Raw genomic sequence first — 19,171 nt, forward strand, 5'->3', positions numbered from 1 at the left:
AGTGAGAATTTCGTATGTATCTAATTATCAGCCATGTGTATTTTCAAAAATTGTACATTTTGTTTTGGGGGCCATACCACCAAGCAGAAAAATATCCTTCAACCTCGTAGCTGTTTATCACCAACTGTAGGTCGCAAAGATTGCGGGAGATATTTTGGAATATGTGTTTTCGGAGCAACTCCAAGCTTGCTAAAGTTTTTTTCTTTTTTCTATTTTCAAATACCACTAACAGGAACAGGCTAATAAGCAATACGCTAAACCCTGTGGCTATTAATAGGGTTAAACGTTGTGCTCTCAGCTTGGAGTTCATAACGCTAATTTCCTGCTCCTTTTTGTCCCTTTCATATTGTGCCTGCAACTCTTCAATTTTCTGTAGGGTTTCAGAGTTCAAAATGGAATCTTTTATGGTAATATGGTCCAGCAGGAAGCTATATGCTTTTTGAAAGTTATTTGTTTTTACATAACAATCGGATAGCAACTTGCTGCAATCACTTGCTACATCCTTTAAGCCTATCTCCTTAGCCTTATTCAATGACTCCTGAAACATATCAATTGCTCGGTCCACTTTCCCTTGTGCAAGTAGCACCTGCCCCATGTTTTTTTGGGTATAGCATACCCTTGTTACGCTTTTAAGCGATTGAAATATTTCAAGAGCGTTCTGGTGGTAAAGTAAGGCGTTATCCAAAAGGTTTTGCTTAAAGTAAAGAGAACCAATATTATCCTGAATTATTGCTACACCTATTGATATCCCTAATGAATCATAAATATGAAGCGATTTAAGAAAGTACTCCAAGGCATCATCGTACTTTCCAAGTTCCAAGTATGCACTAGCTACATTATTCGATGCCCCAGCTACTGCTCTGGAATTGCCCTTAGCCTCGTTAATCTCCAAGTATTCCTTGAAAAATTCTATTGCTTTTGGATAGTTTTCCCTGTAAAAGTGAATCTGCCCAATGCTATTGGAAGCAATTCCAATTCCTTCAACATCACCAATTTTTCTATATAGATCCAATGCATTTAAGTAGTACTCAAGAGCTTTATCGTATTTACCCCAATTGCGGTAAATAAGACCTATGTCGTTTTGTATGCCGGCATATAGTTTAGTGCTGTCGAGGTAACTGTATATTGCTCCAGCGTTTTCCAAATTTTCGAGCGACAATTTAAATTCACCCATCTTCATGTAGCTAAAGCCAATCTGGTGATAAACATTGGCTACAAGCTCTCTTTTCCCCAACCCGTTTGCAATGTTTAAGGCACTTTTCCAGTACTCTAAACTTTTCTCGTAATTGCTATCGGAATAGGCTATGGCTAGCTCGGTTAGAGTTTTGTACCTATTCAAATCCGATTCTTGCTTTTGTAACGCTTGGTTAAGACTATCAATAGAATGATTCTGTGCCAAACCACTATTGAATAGCATGGCAAAGGTCAGTATTGCCGATATGATGCTAATTCTTAACACTAAAGTCAATTTATAGCAATATACGGAAAAAATGAAAACAAGTAAACAGTTGTATTAAAAATGATTTAATAAACGTTGATGTTTTAGGGAGCTAAAGAATTGCAAAAAGCAATAAGTGTAACCTATTAGCTTAACTAGGTAGAAAAATAGTTACCAATGTTGTTTAGTTAAGGTTATTTGTCATGTTGCGCGCTAGCGAAACATTATGCTGTCGTTCTGAGTCACGATTTATCGGGATAGACTTAGCTGAAGCATCTCATTGCTCATTTTTCTTCAATCATTAGAAAAGATCACTCGAATTTGCTCGTGATGACAAAAGCACTATCTTGCTTTCTGCTCCCTTGTCATGCAGAGCTAACTAAATCTTCGCTTTACCTTAGAATCATTAATTCTTGTTTTCTTTGGAAATCGCTCTTTGCCATGCTCTTCATTTGCGATGCAATTTTTCCATCTTGATCTTTGGCGTATATATTGCGTGCATCGCTATACAGGTGTGAGTAGACATAGGGTTACAAATGTTCCGCCCCTACGGGGCTTAAGACGTTGTTCGTTGTTCGTGAAAAACGACCTTCTCCCTTCCTCTCTCCTGGTAGGAGAGGGTAGAAACATTAAGGAGAGCTTATTGCAGGGCTAAAGTCTCCCCTCTCAGGGGAGATTTAGAGGGGTCATCTAGGTTGAATATGGAAAACGACCTACCCCAGCCTTTTCCCTTAGAGGGAATAGAGCGGAAAATGCAGGCAGTGGCATAAAAGCCTGACCCGGCAATGGGTCGGGGGTGGAACGTGGCGGTGGGCTTTGTAAGCGATACCACATGAGCCACGCCACAGGCGTGGCGAATTGTATCGCGCAGCAGTTCCACCCACGGGGTACCCATCGGGTCGGGCTTTTCAGCCTTGATTTTCTTTGGTTCTTTCTTGTATCAAGACAAGAAAGAACGTTTAAATAGCTCTTTGCCCTACTTTCCCACTGCGATGCAACGATTCACCCTTGCTCTTTGGAATACCATAGCGTGCATCGCTTAATATTTTGAATACCTCAATACCCTGGGTTAAAACCAAGGGCTAATGTGATTTGCCCTTTTAGGGCGAATAATGCACGCGTATGGAGAAGCACGCTAACAGGTGGGGTTACAGATATTACGCCCCTACAGGGCGGGAAGCGGTGTTCGTTGCTCGTAAATCGTTGTTCGTGAATATCACGTCACACGCTCTGTGAAACACCGTGTTACGCAGTGTAACTATGTGATACTTGCTGTTGCTCGGTTCATGAGATGGTTGTCATGCTGAGCTAAGTCGAAGCAACTCTTTCCCCTTTTACCCTTATATTAGATTCCTCGACTACGCTCGGGATGACAACATCATTGGTTCCCTCACTCACTTTGTCTTGTTGAGCGCAAGCGAAACATCTCATGGGGTAGATTAGAGATCCTTCGCTCCCCGCTAAGGCGGGACAGGCCGCTCAGGATGACAGGCATGTATATTTTTGTTAACTAAACGACATTGAAATAGTTACTCACATTTTAATGGGTTACTAAAAACTGCAGCTCGGTTGCTAGTATAAAGCCATTAAATGCTTACCGTTTAATCATTTTTTGAGTTACTATGCCAGTATCACTTTTGATGGTTAGAACATAGATTCCGCTTTGTAAATCACTACAATCTATTCGTAGGTTACCGGTTACACTCGTTTTACTATAAACTACCTGTCCTATAAGATTTGTAAAAGTAACCGAGTAGCTTTCAGCTGAAGGGTATTCAACTTGTATAAAAGCATTAAACGGATTTGGAAAAACCAAAAATTGCTTGCTGGTTTCAGTTCGTATTTCGGTAGCTGGATTAACAATGTAACTACTAATACTGCTAAAAGTCTGTTGCCCCTCGGCATCGTAAGCCTTAACCCTATAGTAAACGCTTGTTTGCGATGGATTTGCAGGAATAATCGAGGTGTACACTCCGTTAGTGCCACTCATCTGTAGCTGATTGTTCAAACTGCTTTCTGTTATACCCCAAAGTAGGAAAATATTTCCTATTCGGCCCTCAGGGTCGCTTACGTTTGCAGTTACAGTAACCGCATCGGCTGAAGTTGGGTTTGCTGGGGTATGTGAAACGCTAGAAATGGTTGGTACTTGATTGAGATTTATTGTAAACGATCCGTTGTAGTAAGCTGTATCCTGTAAATTATCTATTGCCGCTAGCTGAAAATAGATAGTTCCCGGACTCGTTTGCGAAGCAATGGGCGCACTATATGCACCATTCTCAAACTGCATTTCGTAGGTATTACTCAAGTTGCCAGCAGTAACGCCCCAACCTAAGAGAACCTTTGCAACGCTGCCGTCGCTATCGGTTATGTTTGCGGAAATAGTTATGGCCTGTCGGGTTACAGGCGATGCTGGGGTAATGTTAACATTGGTTATTAAAGGCTTAGAGTTTCCGGAGGCACTTACATTTATTGTAAAACTTTGTGTACCCTGGTTGGTTCCATCGGTTGCCGCTAGAACTACCTGACTGTTTCCAACATTACTGTGATCGGGGGTGCCACTTAGGGTTGCTGTACCATTTCCGGTTGAGGTTAATGTAAGCCATGCAGGCTTTTGTGTTGCCGTAATGGTTAATGGTGCCCCATTTCCGCCAGTTGCAGTAGCATTATATGTGTAAAGCTGATTTTCAACTGCCGTGGTTATGGGCGTTGAAGTAAACTGAATAGGGGTAACAGGCGAACTTACTGTTATGGTAAATGTTTGTTGTGTCTCACTTACTCCATCGGTAGCTTTTAAGGTTATCTGATTGCCACCTACATTTTCCTGGCCTGGTGTGCCGCTTAGGGTTGCTGTTCCATTACCTGTGGCTGTCAAAGTAAGCCATGTTGGCTTTTGCGTTGCCGAAATGGTGAGTGGTGTTCCATTTCCACCGGTTGCTGTAACATTATACGTATAAGTCACCCCAACGGTGGCAGAAGTAATAGGCGTGCTTGTGAATGTAATTGGTGTTGTACTTCCCCAAATTAACTGTGCATACTCTGGATGATCGATGAACGGGTTGCGATTATGCTGGTAGCTGGAATACACTACGTTATTACGGTCAATCTCCTTCTGGCTTACCGGGTCTTGCTGATTCCATTTGAGCAGTAAAGTAATATACCACTGCTTGTATGCAGGATAGGCGGTTCCATCGAGTATTGCTTTGGCTTCGGTATTGTAGCTTGCCCAAGTTGCAATTAAGTTTTCGTACCGGGTTGCCATGTAAAAGTATGTACGGGCAAAATCGCCCTTATACTCGTCAATGGGTTCAAACACTGTTAATGTTGTTCCGGAAGCAGTAGAGGTTCCTAGCTTGCTTCCATTAAGCGATGTCCAGGTAACAGATGTAACCTCGCCAAAAATATAATTGCTACGCCTGTTGTTTACATAACCATCGGTAGGGTAAAGGTGAAACAAGTCGGAATACATGGGAGATGCATCGTTAAACCAACTCTTGGGAAACGAATGCTCACGGTTATAGCAATCGCCCTCGGAACTATAGTTTCCACACTGGTCAGTAACAAAAGTAAACTCGTAAGGTGGTGTTTGGCCGGGTTTATCGGAGTACATGTCCCATACCTTTCCATTGCTTTTCTTATCGGTGTACTGAAAGGCTGTCCATAACCCATCGTACGATATTACCGTATGGTTCTTTATGATATTGTACAAAGCAGTTTTTAGCTCAGCACCTGTTTTCCCTTCGGCCGTGGCGTAGTAACCATCAGGAATTTGTGCTAAAATCTTTACCGATAGGGTTAAAATAAGTAACCCGAGTGTAAGTGCTCTCCTAAATCCTCCAATCATAAAAATCAGCTTTTAATTGCTAACCACAAAGTCAACAGGAATGTCGTGTTCCGAAACCGGAACTGAATCGATTATTTGAAACTCATAGGCTATGCCTACTTTAACTGCATTGCGAAGTAAAGGGAGGGTTCTATCGTAGTAACCTTTCCCCCTGCCAAGCCTATTCCCATCTCTGTCAAATGCAACACCAGGAATTATGGCAAAATCAATCTCATCGGGGTTAACTAGACTGCCTGTTTTGGGCTCCATTATTCCAAAACCATCACTCTTCTCCATGTTTTCAACTCCATTGAATAACCTCAACTCCAATTCATCACCAACCACTACGGGCAAAACCATGCGCTTGCTGGCTGCCCATTTTATAACAAATTCATGTGTATTTATCTCATCCGGTAACGACCAAAATGCTAGAACAGTCGTTGCTTTCTGGAACTGCTCCATGCTTTCAATTTCTGCAAATACATAATTCGCCCTTTCCCTTGCCAAGAAAGGATCCAGTAATAGCTTATGCGACTTAATAGCCTTCCGGATTTGATTTTTTAGCTCGTTCTTGCTCATAAATTTTATTACGGAATTAACCCAGAAAGGTTTAATCCAACACTACTCAAATTATGGGGACACTCAAATTTTCTAGCCAACAACCAATGTAGTTTAGATATCAAAACTGACACTCCCATTACCATCCTGAGTAAATCAGAAGTATATCTATTTTTCGAGGTTTTGAGATGTTTCGCATCGCTCAACATGACAAAAGTCCTTAACCAAATAACATTGAAAAACCAACTACATTTTTGATCTGGCAAAGGTAGAATATAAATTGATAGTTAAAACTATATTTGAGTAAGGATTAAAATCGGAACCATTGAATGCCTGAGTAAACCTAATCCTGAAAGGATACCATGTTCTGAATAAATGAAAATCAACAATGGCATCAAAACCTATAGACTGTAAATTATCGGTTAATGTAACTAATTCATATTGCTGGTAGGATTTATAGCTGTTTTTTGCAAAATCGGCGAAAAGGTTAAGCGATATACGCTTTACATAAACAAGTGAACTTATGGGTAAATCAGGATAAGCTATGGGCATTATGTAATTAAAGTATATACCTGTGAATCGTGTCGAAGGTCTTGAAGTGTAAAAAGCAGGAAAATTAACCTTGTTATTTAGGTATATATACTTAATGTTCTGTTTTTGTGCTAATAGTGTAATTCCAAATCCATGATTTCTGTTCAATCCAGGTAAGTAAATTTTGGCTTGACTATACCACAAATTCGGAAGATTGCCGTAATCCCAAGGTGTTGTCAGTAATCCTGTATTAAAAATTAAGCCCGATTTAGGCTGTAAATCCCTATGAGCCATTCGTCGTAACGAGTAAAAAGTAAAACCAAACTCATTGGTAATTAAGCCTGAACGATATGCATCAATACTCTCGCGGTATAGATAACTGTTGCTAAAAATGGTTTTGTTATATAGTTGTAATGATGTACTATAAATGCTTTCACCTAAAGTAAAAGGTAAAATAGAAGTAAACTCTGCCTTTTTATAGTAATCCCTATTTTCAGGGTAAAACTGTGTTACGCGGTAAAGGCTTGCAGTTGCATCAGTTTGCTCAATATTTAATCTAAAAACAGGCCAAAGTCCATTGTAGGTTACCTCCGCAAATAACAAGTTAGTCTTGCCATACCCATAACCAGCATTAAAAAGGGTTGTTCCTGTTAAGTTTTGTGAAAGTAGCGTTATTCCGGGATAAACGTTGCTTTCATCCTCAATATTGGCAGGGTCGTTTAGCGGCTTTGTGTAAAATGGAAACCAGCTATGTATGTTTACCAATGTTATTAACCCTTTATATTCGGTTGGTTCTGTTTGAATTATCCCATAATTATCGTGAATTGTTGTTGGTTTTACTTTAACTATTTCATTATATGGTGATATATGATCTACTATTTTTCTGTTACTTGTAATATCATCTAAAAAAGCAATTCGGTAGCCATTTGCTGTATAGTGAGCATAATATAGCTTATGATTTTTATAGGTTGGATACGATGAGTTAAGTGGTAGGTTAATTATTTTATATACTATATTATTCTGTATATCAAATTTATATATATTTTCAGTGTAACCGTCAGTAAAAGTAAAAAATAGGTTTGAGCCATCGCAAGCAAGTGTTCTGATATCGCGATAAGCTGCATTGTAAACAATATCGAAAGTTAATACAGAATCAACCTTAAATATTTTTTTGCCGGTTTCGCTTACCGCAATGCCATAAATATTTTTCCCCTTAGTATCTAAACAAATTTGCTGTACTTCATATCCTCCTTCAAAATTTAACAAAGTATTTTTCTCTCCTAGGAAATTTATACCAATCAACTTGTATTGTCCATTTGAACTATATTCAATGCAGATAATCCTATCCTTGTCAATAATGGGGGAATGGTATCGGCCACCCGGTATTGTGTTCAACCGTTTTGTTTTAATATTATAAACCTTGATGTCGCTACTGCTCATCCATTCCCAGCGCGCGTGGGGTTGGTATTCCGCCCAGACAATAAGACTGTCGTTGTACGATGGTTGGCCAATTAGTATGCCAGTACTCACAATCTTTTTAATTCCCCCTCTTTTATCCAAAACCGCAAAATAGGGTGTATCGCTAAGCGATGTTACATATACAATTGTTGTTGTATCGGTTAGCGGATAGGGGTATATTAAATTTTTAAAATCTTCATTTACAGCTTTAGGCAACTCGTTACCGTAATGTTCAGTATAATCGACAAGCCAAAGCGAATCGTTGTATGAAAACGCTTTTTGGTAGATACTCTTCCTTGACTGACCTGTAAACTTTTTTAGACTTAGGTAGGTAGGAAATAACTTGAATGGATAGCGACCAACATACCTGTAAGTTTTGGGAATAGTAGTTGATCCCCACTTTTGGTTAATGAAACTTACAAGCTGATAGCCAAACTGGTAATGGTTTGGAATAAAATCCTTGTAAGAGCCTAAAAGCCATTTATCGTAAGTATATGGTTTTTGCCCTGATACTGAATGGGCGTAGTAATGGTTAAAAAATGTTGCTGAGCGTCCCCTTCCGCTAAATGTATAATTTGTTTCAGCCCAAACGGCATCGCCTTCAAAAATCCATGGGTGTACAAACGATGAAGCAAAACCAACGGCCTGCTGGCCAAACAGCCACGATAACACTTTGGTAGACCCGCTATTCAGCGCATACATTTGTTTCACATGGCGCATCTCATGAATGGATAGGGCTTTGTGCCAAAGCAATGCATCTCCGTCAGCATCGGGTTGGGTTACAAGTTCCATCCTGCGCGGGGCCCAGGCAACAAATCCGTTGGATAGAACAGTGTTTGGGTGAAGCACAACATCTATTTTCCTTGTCCCAAGATTGTAATCTATATCGTTAAGGCTATCGGATTTAGCTAAAGCGGAAAGGTAATGATTGGCTAAGCTATCGGCTTCGGCAGGATATATCAACCTGATATTTTTATATTCTCTCTTTTTCCAATCGGTTTTAAATGGCTCTACTCCTGTTTGATAGTATTGTGCTTTTGAATTATTTATTAAAATTAGCAGTATTAAAGTAATAAAGTAGATTTTTTTATTAAACATATTGATTATCATCATTTATTGCTTTAGCACTTTTATAGTTTTTTTCCTACCGTCATTTAACCTTACCTCAACTAGTAAAACACCTGTAGGAGCATTTGAAATGTCAACATCAACTTTTTGACTATTGCTTTCAGGGAATAAGCTAAGAATGCAATTACCCAGCAGGTTGTAAACATTTATTGCCTTGATTGATGTGTTTTCAAGGATTTGGACGTTAAGGGTATTGTAAACCGGATTATTATACAGGATACTTACCTGATTTTTTTCGGTATTTACTTGAGTGGGAGCCGATGAATAAGTGACCTTCATCACAACGGGTAGGTGGTCGGACATGCCGTATAGTGCATTAGCCACATCCGTTGGAATGCTTGTATTAGTGGGCGATGTAATGGAACTGTTGTAGCGATTCCCATCCTGACCAAGGGTTTTATAGCTATAAAATTTAATACCGCTGGTACCAGCAAGAATATCGCTTGAGGAAAGAATAAAGTCGAAACGGTCATCCAGACCTCCGGTTGAAAAGCAGCCCTCGCTAGCAACTGTTCGGGTCGATTGAGTATGAACATAGCGATAGCTATAGTTCGAGTGCCAGCTGCCAACTGCATTTAGGGGGTCGTAAAAGCGGAAATTGTTTGAACCAACTGGCGTAGTAAAAGCCACAAATGCGCCCTCAGAGGCGCTGTATAGGTTCATATCGCCCGAGAGTATTACGTTCCCCTTAATGTTTTTGGTTGATATGTAGCTCATTATGGAATTAGCCGCTACTGCGCGCTGCTGTGCATCGGATTCGTAACTTCCAGCTTTGAGATGGGTAACAAAGTGGTAAAGAAAAATTGTGTCGCCATTTACCAAACCCGATGTTTTAAGGTAAAACTTATAAACGTTTGTTTCGCGTGGCGATGTGGCTATTGCATCCTGCGACTTCAGCTCCAGCTTTTCAGAATTATAGTAAATCATATTAACCAGAAAGCTGCCGCTAAAATTAGCTCGTTTGTAGCGGGTTTCGCCACCATAATTAAGGGTATTTGTCTTAATTCGTTCAACGCTGGCAATGGCATCGTTTACCTCGTTTACGGAAAGGATATCAGGCTTTACATGGTTTAGAATAGTGCGCAGATAGCCATCCTTAGCATCAACATTGTTATTTGTAGCATTACAGTCGCTGTATTCCTTGTCGTAATACATCAAGTTATACTGCATAACGGTAAGTGTATCAGCTAGTGATAGCCGATATGCAAAAAGCAAAAATCCTATGATAATAATTTTAGTACGCATAAACCTATCCTGAAATGGTAACCCTATAACCCAGTTCTTGCAAAATTGAGGCCACTTTTTGTTTTATTTCGCCTTGAATAATGATTTCGCCATCCTTTACGGTTCCGCCAACACCACACCTTGTTTTTAGTGTTTTGCCTAACTTTTCGATTTCATCGTCGGAACCAACAAACCCTTTCACAATGGTAACACACTTCCCTCCCCTATTCTTGCGTTCAATTCCTACAATTAGCCGTTGTTTCGATGGAGGGACAACTTCCCGGGTCGTATTATCATCTTCATCGTTGGGCTTATAGTCAGGGTTGGTTGAGTAGGCAAAATTTAGTTTATCCTTCCAATCCATATTTTTAAAATTTACAATATACAAACATAGTCCATTTTACGATTATTTTAAAGTAGAGGTTGCCTAACAGATTTTACAGCTCATCCAGTATTTTATTGAATTAGGATAAAAACCAACAAGAAAGGCAGATATAAAAAAGGGTAATTTTAGCGTAAGGCTTAAAAACTGCAAATTGGTAATCAGGGTAAAACAAAATATTCTACATTTGCTTTCTTGTAAGCTGCAATAAACAATTGTCAAAATAAAAAAATAAATCATGAGCAATTTCCGTAGAGCCAACAATATTGTCGGATGGATTGTGTTCGCAATATCGGCAATAGTTTACCTGTTAACCATAGAACCCACAGCAAGTTTTTGGGACTGCGGTGAGTTTATTGCCACGGCATTCAAACTCGAAGTTGGTCACCCCCCAGGGGCACCACTTTTTATGATGATTGCCCGCCTTTTTGCTCTCTTTGCGCCAGATGTAACAAAGGTTGCAGCGCTTATTAATTCCATGTCGGCTTTGGCAAGCGCATTTACCATACTTTTCCTTTTCTGGACTATAACCCACCTTGCCCGCAAGCTAATTGTTGGTAATAGCTACGCAACTTCCACTGGTCAGCTAATTGCCATTCTGGGTAGTGGAGCAGTTGGCGCCCTTGCCTATACTTTTTCCGATACCTTTTGGTTCTCTGCCGTTGAGGCAGAGGTTTACGCCATGTCGTCGTTATTTACAGCTTTTGTTTTCTGGGCAATCCTTAAGTGGGAGGAGCAGGCCGATGAGGCGCACTCAACCCGATGGATAATTTTTATAGCTTACGTCATGGGTTTATCAATTGGCGTTCATCTGCTAAATCTACTTACAATACCGGCCATAGCATTTATTTACTACTTCAGAAAGTTCAAGACTACCCGAAACGGGATTCTAACAACCCTTGCAGTATCAGCAATTATTTTAGGTAGTATTCTATACATAATTATTCCCGGAACCTTTAAGTTTGGCTCATGGTTCGACCTTCTTTTTGTTAACTCATTCGGTTTACCCTATAACTCAGGTTTGTTTTTTTACTTTGTTTTACTTTTTGGAGCCCTTGCCTATGGTATTTACTATAGCCATAAAAAAGGTAGGGTTATTCTTAATACCGTTCTGGTAGGTGTAACCGTAATACTAATTGGCTACTCATCGTACATGATGATACTAATAAGGGCCTATGCCAATACACCCATTAATGAGAATAATCCATCGAACGCCTTTTCGCTTATTAGCTACCTGAACCGCGAACAGTATGGCGATAGACCATTGTTCTACGGACAGTACTACAATGCCCCTGTTACTGACAGTAAGGACTTAGAAACATGGATACCTGAAGACGGTAAGTACGTAAGGGGGTACCTGAAAACAAAGTACGAGTTTGACGATAGGTTCAAGACTCTTTTCCCACGTATGTATAGCAACCAACCCGACCATGTGGCAGAATACAAGAAGTGGGCTAATATACAGGGAAAACCCGTTCAGGTGAACACCCGTGACGGTGGAACCGAAACCCGATATGTGCCAACCTTTGGCGAAAATCTTTTATTCTTCTTCCGCTACCAGATTGGCCACATGTACATTCGTTACTTCATGTGGAACTTTGTGGGCCGTCAGGATGACGTTCAGAGCCATGGAGGGGTTGAAAACGGAAACTGGATTAGCGGTATCAAACCTATCGATGCCATTTTCCTTGGAAACCAGGACAACCTGACCGACGATATGAAAAGCCACCCATCGCGTAATACTTACTACTTCCTACCATTAATACTGGGTTTGCTGGGTATATACTTCCAGCTTCAGGTCAAAAAAGATAAAAAGAATTTCTGGGTTGTATTCATGCTGTTCTTCCTTACGGGAATAGCCATTGTTATGTACCTGAACCAATACCCGCTTCAACCGCGTGAGCGCGATTATGCCTATGCTGGTTCATTCTACGCATTTACCATTTGGATTGGTCTTGGTGTTCTTGCTGTTTATGAGTGGCTCCGTAAAAAACTTTCCGAAACACCATCGGCAATTGCTGCTACAACCCTTTGCCTGGTTGTGCCAGTGATTATGGGAACCGAAAACTGGGACGACCACGACCGTTCCGGTCGATACATTGCACGCGACTTTGCTTACAACTACCTAAACTCCTGCGAGCCCAATGCAATCCTGTTCACCAATGGCGATAACGATACTTTCCCGCTTTGGTACGCACAGGAGGTGGAAGGTATCCGTACCGATGTTAGGATTGTTAACCTTAGCCTGCTGGGTACCGACTGGTATATTGACCAGATGAAAATGAAGTGCTACCAATCAGCACCCGTGCCAATTTCCATGAAACACGACCAGTATGTAATGGGAACCCGCGATGTGGTTTACATTATAAACCGGCTAAACGAACCGATTGAGCTTAAACAGCTCATGGATTTCGTTTTAAGCGATGACCCTGCAAAAAAATATAGAATCCCTGGCGAAAAGCCCATCGATTACTTACCTACTAACAAGATAAAGCTTACTGTTGATAAGTATAAAGTGCTGTCGAGCGGAACCGTAAAGGAAAAGGATGCCAGCTTGATTGTCGATACCATGGAATGGACGCTCAAAGGGCAGTATATTACTAAAAGCGCATTAGCCATTCTTGATATCATTGCAAACAATAATTGGGAACGCCCCATTTACTTTGTTTCACCTTTTGGTGATGGTGATATTGGCATTGCCGATTACCTTCAGCACGAGGGCTTTGCCTACAGGTTGGTTCCAATAAAATCGAACTCATCGGACTACCTGAATATTTCAAGAATTGATAGCGATATTCTTTACGATAGGTTAATGAACCGATTCCGTTGGGGCAGAATAAATGAGCCCGATGTGTTTATTGACCATAACGTGCAACGTACTGCTATGGTTTTAAAACTTCGTAACAGCTTTTCGCGCCTGGCTAAAAAACTAATCGAGGAGGGTAAAAAGGATTCTGCTCTTAAAGTACTTGACAGGGCAGTGGAACTTCTTCCTCATCCCAAATTCCCTTACGATTTCTTTATGTTTGGCATTATTGAGGGTTACTACAAGCTGAACGAGGTTCAAAAAGCCAATAAGTTGACCCTGGATTATGCAAAGGTTAGCGAACAAAAACTTCGCTACTACGTATCACTCGATGATAGGATGAAGCAATACTACCAGGACGACATTGGCCTAACGGCTCAAACCCTCCAGGAACTGGCATCAATTGCTGAAACCTATGGACAAAACGAGGTGGCTGTTGACATAAACAAAATGATACAAGCAGCCTTAACTTTAAAGTAAATTTATAGTTGATTTTGTTAGAATTTGCAACGGGAATTTCATAAATTTGAAGTAAGCAAAAAGCAAAAGTATGTCAGATAATTTTGGTGAAGTTGTTCAGATTATCGGTCCAGTTGTTGACGTGGCCTTTCCCAGCAAGGAAAAGTTACCCTCAATTTACGAGGCTCTTGAGTTGACCCGGCCCGATAACACCATACTGGTTCTGGAGTGCCAGCAACACATTGGTGAAAGTACTGTTAGGGCCATTGCTATGGACTCAACCGATGGCCTTTCGCGCGGCATGAAAGTACGAGCTACCGGCAAGTCAATAACCATGCCGGTGGGCAACAAAATAAAAGGTCGATTATTAAATGTAATTGGCCAAGCGATTGATGGTCTTCCACAGGTTGACCGCCATAGTAACTATCAGGTTCACAGCAAACCACCAAAATTTGACCAGCTAAGCACCCAAAAGGAAATCCTATATACAGGAATTAAAGTAATTGACCTGCTTGAACCCTACTCAAAGGGAGGTAAAATTGGATTATTTGGTGGTGCAGGAGTAGGTAAAACGGTTATCATCATGGAGCTCATCAACAATATCGCCAAGGGATATAGCGGTATGTCAGTTTTTGCTGGGGTTGGTGAGCGCACCCGTGAAGGGAACGACCTACTCAGGGAAATGATTGAATCCGATGTAATAAAATATGGAAAAGAATTTAAGGAATCGATGCTAAAAGGGGGGTGGGACTTGAGTTTAGTTGATACCGAAGAACTTGAAAAGTCGCAAGCCACTCTGATATTTGGTCAGATGAATGAGCCTCCCGGGGCACGTGCCACGGTTGCCCTTTCCGGATTAACGGTTGCAGAATCGTTCCGCGATGGTGGAGAGGATGGTCAGGGGCGCGATATACTTTTCTTTATCGATAATATTTTCCGCTTTACCCAAGCAGGCTCTGAGGTATCGGCACTACTTGGCCGCATGCCTTCGGCTGTAGGCTACCAACCCACGCTGGCTACCGAAATGGGTTTAATGCAGGAACGTATCACCTCAACCAAAAAAGGTTCTATTACATCCGTACAGGCCATCTACGTTCCCGCCGACGACCTTACCGACCCCGCGCCTGCAACTACATTCAGCCACCTTGATGCAACCACTGTACTTGACCGTAAAATAGCGGAGCTAGGGATTTATCCCGCGGTTAACCCACTCGATTCTACATCGCGTATCTTGACCCCCGAAGTGGTGGGCGAAGAACACTACAACACAGCTCAAAGGGTTAAAAACCTGCTTCAACGATACAAGGAGTTGCAGGATATCATTGCAATTCTGGGTATGGATGAACTATCGGAAGACGACAAGTTGGTGGTTCATCGTGCTCGCCGTGTTCAGCGATTCCTTTCGCAACCTTTCCACGTGGCCGAGGCCTTTACTGGCATTAAAGGAGTAATGGTTGACATTAAGGATACTATAAAGGGTTTCAATATGATTATGGATGGCGAGGTTGACCAATACCCCGAAGCTGCTTTTAATCTGGTTGGAACCATTGAGGAGGCAATAGAGAAAGGCGAACGTTTGCTTGCCGAAGCTAAAAAATAGTGGGTTATGATTTGCGAACTCTACTCCGTTGAAAAGTTTTTCCAAGTTGAGGATGTTTACTACGTTCAAGTACCCGGCACAAAGGGTTCGTTTGGTATACTGAAAAAGCATTCCCCAATTATTTCGTCGCTTGAACCTGGAGTAGTTAAAATAGTCAGGAACGATGGCGCTGAACTATTCTTTGCCATACCTGCCGGAGGGTTTGTGGGTGTTGAAAATGATGTGATTTCAATTGTATCGGAGGAGATTAACCAAACCTTTTAGTCCATGAAAAAAAACGCTTGGTTAACTATACTCTTTGCGTTCATTCTGAATTTGAATGAAACTATGGCACAACAAAAAATATCGTTTCCAGCAAAGGATGGCATAGAGGTTACTGCCGATTTGTATTTTTTAGCCTCTGATAAACCTTACGTTATTCTTTTACATCAGGCCCGATATAGTAGGGGTGAATATATTGAAATTGCTCCAAAAATTGTTAACCTCGGTTATAACTGCATAGCTGTTGATTTGCGATCGGGCAATGAGGTTAACGGCGTTGTGAACGAAACGGCCAAAAGGGCAAAGGAAAAGGGCTTGCCCCAGAACTACACCGATGCCATACCCGACATTGAGGCGGCTATTGCATACGTTAAAAGGCAAACCGATTTACCCTTTGTGCTCTGGGGTAGTTCATATTCAGCATCGCTAGCTCTTATTCAAACCGCCAAGGATTTGCGCACCAAAGCCGTTGTTGCATTTTCTCCAGGTGAGTATTTTGATACACCTGAGTTTGTGTCGTCAAAAATTAAGGATATCTCTGTTCCTTTAATCGTGCTTTCATCTAAAGCAGAGTGCTCATCCGTAAAGGGGTTAATTGAAGCTATCAAACGACAAAACCTGGTAACCCAATTTTGTCCCACCGATAAAGGTAAACACGGTTCAAGCGCACTCTGGAAATCGAACCCATCCAGCAGCGATTACTGGTTGGCCATTACCATGTTCTTCGGTAGGCTGAAATAGCTAGAGCGAGTTCAGATTATTCAAAAAGTTTGGAGAATCATAATCCGGATTGAAACTCGGATTTTTTACGGTTTCACCAGTTACATAGTTAACATATCCCTTGATGTACTGGGTTGGAAGAGTGTACCTATATTCCTCAGCCTCATCGTCAAATTCCGGGGCAGTGTCGCACAATATATTTTCGATATAGGTATTAATACCCTTGCTACGAATTAGCTGTGCATACTTATCAAAAATATTTCTCGAAATCCCTATAACCACTATAAAATTCCCGTAGGGTTTATAAATGTTATGCTTATAAAGAAAGTCGAGCTTATCATCAATAATTTGTTCTGCTGAATTATGAAACGATTCAATATACTTGAAACCAGTTTTAAGAATTGAATCAACTACCTGCTTTTCACGGGTATAATGAATAAAGAAATAATAGTTTTCGCCAAGGTAAGTGCCATCGAAAATAAATTTTAGCACTACCTCCTCAAATGTTTGTGTGGTACGGGTTGGTATTTCAAATCGAATTAGCTTATCGAGCTGGTTATCAATAAGCGAGTAGAATTCCTTTGGGCTGTCGGGGTTGCTCCTATTTAGGTAGAATAAAAGCATGCCTGGAATCTGGTACCGAAGAATTGTTATTGCCTTCTCAGCGCTACTCGACGATATGTACTCATTATTAATCAGGTAGTTCCATTGTGGCTTGCATAACCGCTCAAGAAGTGTAACAATTAGCTGCGAGGTGTCCCTTTTCTTTTCAATCTTATTGATTTTTTCAAGGAAAAAAACATCGAAAATGCTGGGGTACTCCAAAAAGTAACCCACATAGCTTTTTATTATGGCTTTAAGCTTTTCAGGCCCATCGGGCAGGTTCTGGGTTTTTTCATCAACATACTCCTGACACTCTTCTGCAAAGTCGTTTATGCACTCGTTGATAACATCGGTAACATCCTTAAAGTAGTTATATAGGGTTGCATAGGAGTAGCCAGCCTGGTCGGCTATGTTACGAACGCTCATACTATCGATGCCCTCCCCCTTAAGGATTTCCTTAGCCGCTTCAATGAAGTAGCCACGCATCCGCTTCTCTTTAAGGAGTTTATTACGCATCGATTTACCGAATTTTATACAAATATAATTAACGCTGTTAATTTATTTAACAATGTTAACTAAAAAAAGATCAAACAAATACTATTTTTCCCTAAAGGTAAAGTTCCTGCAGCTTTCTTTTTAATAAAATTTCAATGTCGTTTAGTTAAGGGTATTTGTCTTGTTGCACGCAAGCGAAACATCACACTGTCGTAGTGAGTCCCGATTTATGGGGATAGACATCGCCTTAGTATCTCATTGCTCTTTTCTCTTCAATCCTTTGAAGAGATCCCTCGCCTTTGCTCGGGATGATAAAAACCCTATCTTTCTTTCTGCTTCCTTGTCATGCTGAGCTAGTCGAAGCATCTCTTTACCTTTAATCCTTGTTGCTTTTTTGTAAATGGTGTTACAAATATTACGCCCCTACGGGGCTGGAAGCATTGTACGTGAAACTATTGTCATGTTGAGCGTTAGCAAAACATCTTATGGGGTCGAATAGAGATCATTCGCTGCGCGCAGGATGACAGTCATTTATATTTTTGTTAACTAAACGACATTCAATAAAATTTTGAAGAAAATACTTTATGTTGATTCTCGAAAAAGTTTAAATACTTCAACGATAAAGAGTTCAGGGCTTAAGGGTAGAATCTGTAAACTGACTTTTCTCATTGCATTTCGGTGTAAAAAAACTTATTTTTGTTTGGAAATGACTAAGTAGCACACATGAGCAGCAAACCACTACATACGCTTTACCACAACAACGGCAAGGGTCTTTTTGCCTGCTGGATTTGCTGATTTCCCTTTTTCCAATATCTATTTTCAAAAGGATTAGAACGCTAATCCCTTTAGTTGACATTCAATCATTTAATTTTTTCAAATGGAAAAAGGGTTAATTTTTGATATTCGACATTTTTCGATTCACGACGGTCCTGGAATTAGAACTACTGTTTTCCTTAAGGGTTGTCCACTGCGCTGTGTTTGGTGCCACAACCCCGAAAGTCAAAAACATGAACCGGAAAAGGTTCAACGAACAACCAAACTCGATGGTAAGGAATACAACTCATCCGAAACTATTGGTAGTTACATGACTGCCGAAGAGGTTTTTGACCAAGTAAAAACTCACATCCCAATATTCGACGAATCGGGGGGAGGGGTAACTTTCTCAGGTGGCGAACCGCTAATGCAACCAAAGTTTTTACTAAATACCCTTAAGCTTTGCCGGGCAAACGATATTCACACAGCAGTTGACACCTGTGGCTTTGCATTGCATGAGGTCTTTAACTTGATTTTACCCTATACAAACCTTTTCCTTTTTGACTTGAAGTTGATTTCGCCCCAAAAGCATGAAAGTTACACCGGGCAACCAAACCATGTAATATTCAAAAACCTTTTCTTACTTGAGCTTAATAACGCCCCAACAATAATAAGGATTCCCCTTATTCCTGGAATAACCGATGACCAAACCAATCTTGAGGCTATTAAATCAATATTAAAACCATTGAGGTGTGTTAAGCGTGTCGATTTACTACCCTACCACCATATGGCTAAGGATAAATACCGTCGTATGAATTTACCCTATGAACTTGAGAACCTTAAGCCATACACAGCCAACCAGCTTGGCGAAATAAAATCACTCTTTAATGATATAGATATTCCTGTTACAATTGGAGGTTAAACACAACAAAGTC

General features: G+C 40.7%; 13 protein-coding genes. 5 read left to right on the forward strand and 8 right to left on the reverse strand.

What is annotated here, in order from left to right:
- Window positions 1-43: 43 nt before the first annotated feature.
- From AB6811_RS11545 to AB6811_RS11575, 7 genes are all read right to left on the reverse strand, one after another.
- The gene (locus AB6811_RS11545; protein WP_369490621.1) at window positions 44-1,459 is read right to left on the reverse strand and encodes a tetratricopeptide repeat protein; all 1,416 of its coding nucleotides are present in this window, start codon (window positions 1,457-1,459) and stop codon (window positions 44-46) included.
- Between the two features lie 619 nt (window positions 1,460-2,078).
- A complete protein-coding gene (locus AB6811_RS11550) occupies window positions 2,079-2,333 on the reverse strand; it encodes a hypothetical protein (protein ID WP_369490622.1) in 255 nt (84 codons plus the stop codon).
- Window positions 2,334-3,032: 699 nt separating this feature from the next.
- On the reverse strand, window positions 3,033-5,279 hold the full coding sequence (locus AB6811_RS11555; protein ID WP_369490623.1) for an endonuclease: 2,247 nt from the start codon (window positions 5,277-5,279) through the stop codon (window positions 3,033-3,035).
- Between the two features lie 12 nt (window positions 5,280-5,291).
- Complete coding sequence (locus tag AB6811_RS11560; RefSeq protein WP_369490624.1) at window positions 5,292-5,837, reverse strand: 5-formyltetrahydrofolate cyclo-ligase; 546 nt, start codon at window positions 5,835-5,837, stop codon at window positions 5,292-5,294.
- Window positions 5,838-6,062: 225 nt separating this feature from the next.
- Window positions 6,063-8,903, reverse strand: a complete 2,841-nt coding sequence (locus tag AB6811_RS11565) for a hypothetical protein (RefSeq protein ID WP_369490625.1) — start codon at window positions 8,901-8,903, stop codon at window positions 6,063-6,065.
- A 15-nt stretch (window positions 8,904-8,918) separates the two neighbouring features.
- Window positions 8,919-10,178 (reverse strand): T9SS type A sorting domain-containing protein, encoded by a 1,260-nt coding sequence (locus AB6811_RS11570; RefSeq protein WP_369490626.1) that lies wholly within the window; start codon window positions 10,176-10,178, stop codon window positions 8,919-8,921.
- Between the two features lie 4 nt (window positions 10,179-10,182).
- Window positions 10,183-10,521 (reverse strand): translation initiation factor, encoded by a 339-nt coding sequence (locus tag AB6811_RS11575; RefSeq protein WP_369490627.1) that lies wholly within the window; start codon window positions 10,519-10,521, stop codon window positions 10,183-10,185.
- A gap of 256 nt (window positions 10,522-10,777) precedes the next feature.
- On the opposite strand from AB6811_RS11575, the gene AB6811_RS11580 reads away from it, so the two are divergent.
- From AB6811_RS11580 to AB6811_RS11595, 4 genes are all read left to right on the forward strand, one after another.
- Entirely contained in the window at window positions 10,778-13,825 is a 3,048-nt protein-coding gene (locus AB6811_RS11580) for a glycosyltransferase family 117 protein (protein ID WP_369490628.1), read from the forward strand.
- A gap of 70 nt (window positions 13,826-13,895) precedes the next feature.
- The gene (gene atpD, locus AB6811_RS11585; protein ID WP_369490629.1) at window positions 13,896-15,404 is read left to right on the forward strand and encodes a F0F1 ATP synthase subunit beta; all 1,509 of its coding nucleotides are present in this window, start codon (window positions 13,896-13,898) and stop codon (window positions 15,402-15,404) included.
- Between the two features lie 6 nt (window positions 15,405-15,410).
- Window positions 15,411-15,668: a F0F1 ATP synthase subunit delta/epsilon gene (locus AB6811_RS11590; RefSeq protein WP_369490630.1), complete on the forward strand. Its 258-nt coding sequence runs from the start codon at window positions 15,411-15,413 to the stop codon at window positions 15,666-15,668.
- 63 nt (window positions 15,669-15,731) lie between these two features.
- Window positions 15,732-16,406, forward strand: coding sequence for an alpha/beta hydrolase (locus AB6811_RS11595; protein ID WP_369490631.1), 675 nt, complete (start codon window positions 15,732-15,734; stop codon window positions 16,404-16,406).
- Here the strand turns inward: AB6811_RS11595 and AB6811_RS11600 are convergent, their stop codons facing one another.
- The gene (locus AB6811_RS11600) at window positions 16,407-17,504 is read right to left on the reverse strand and encodes a TetR/AcrR family transcriptional regulator (RefSeq protein ID WP_369490632.1); all 1,098 of its coding nucleotides are present in this window, start codon (window positions 17,502-17,504) and stop codon (window positions 16,407-16,409) included.
- Window positions 17,505-18,360: 856 nt separating this feature from the next.
- On the opposite strand from AB6811_RS11600, the gene AB6811_RS11605 reads away from it, so the two are divergent.
- A complete protein-coding gene (locus AB6811_RS11605; protein WP_369490633.1) occupies window positions 18,361-19,158 on the forward strand; it encodes a glycyl-radical enzyme activating protein in 798 nt (265 codons plus the stop codon).
- The last annotated feature ends 13 nt before the right edge of the window (window positions 19,159-19,171 follow it).

This window comes from Tenuifilum sp. 4138str (assembly GCF_041102575.1).
GTDB classification, from domain to species: Bacteria; Bacteroidota; Bacteroidia; order Bacteroidales; family Tenuifilaceae; genus Tenuifilum; species Tenuifilum osseticum.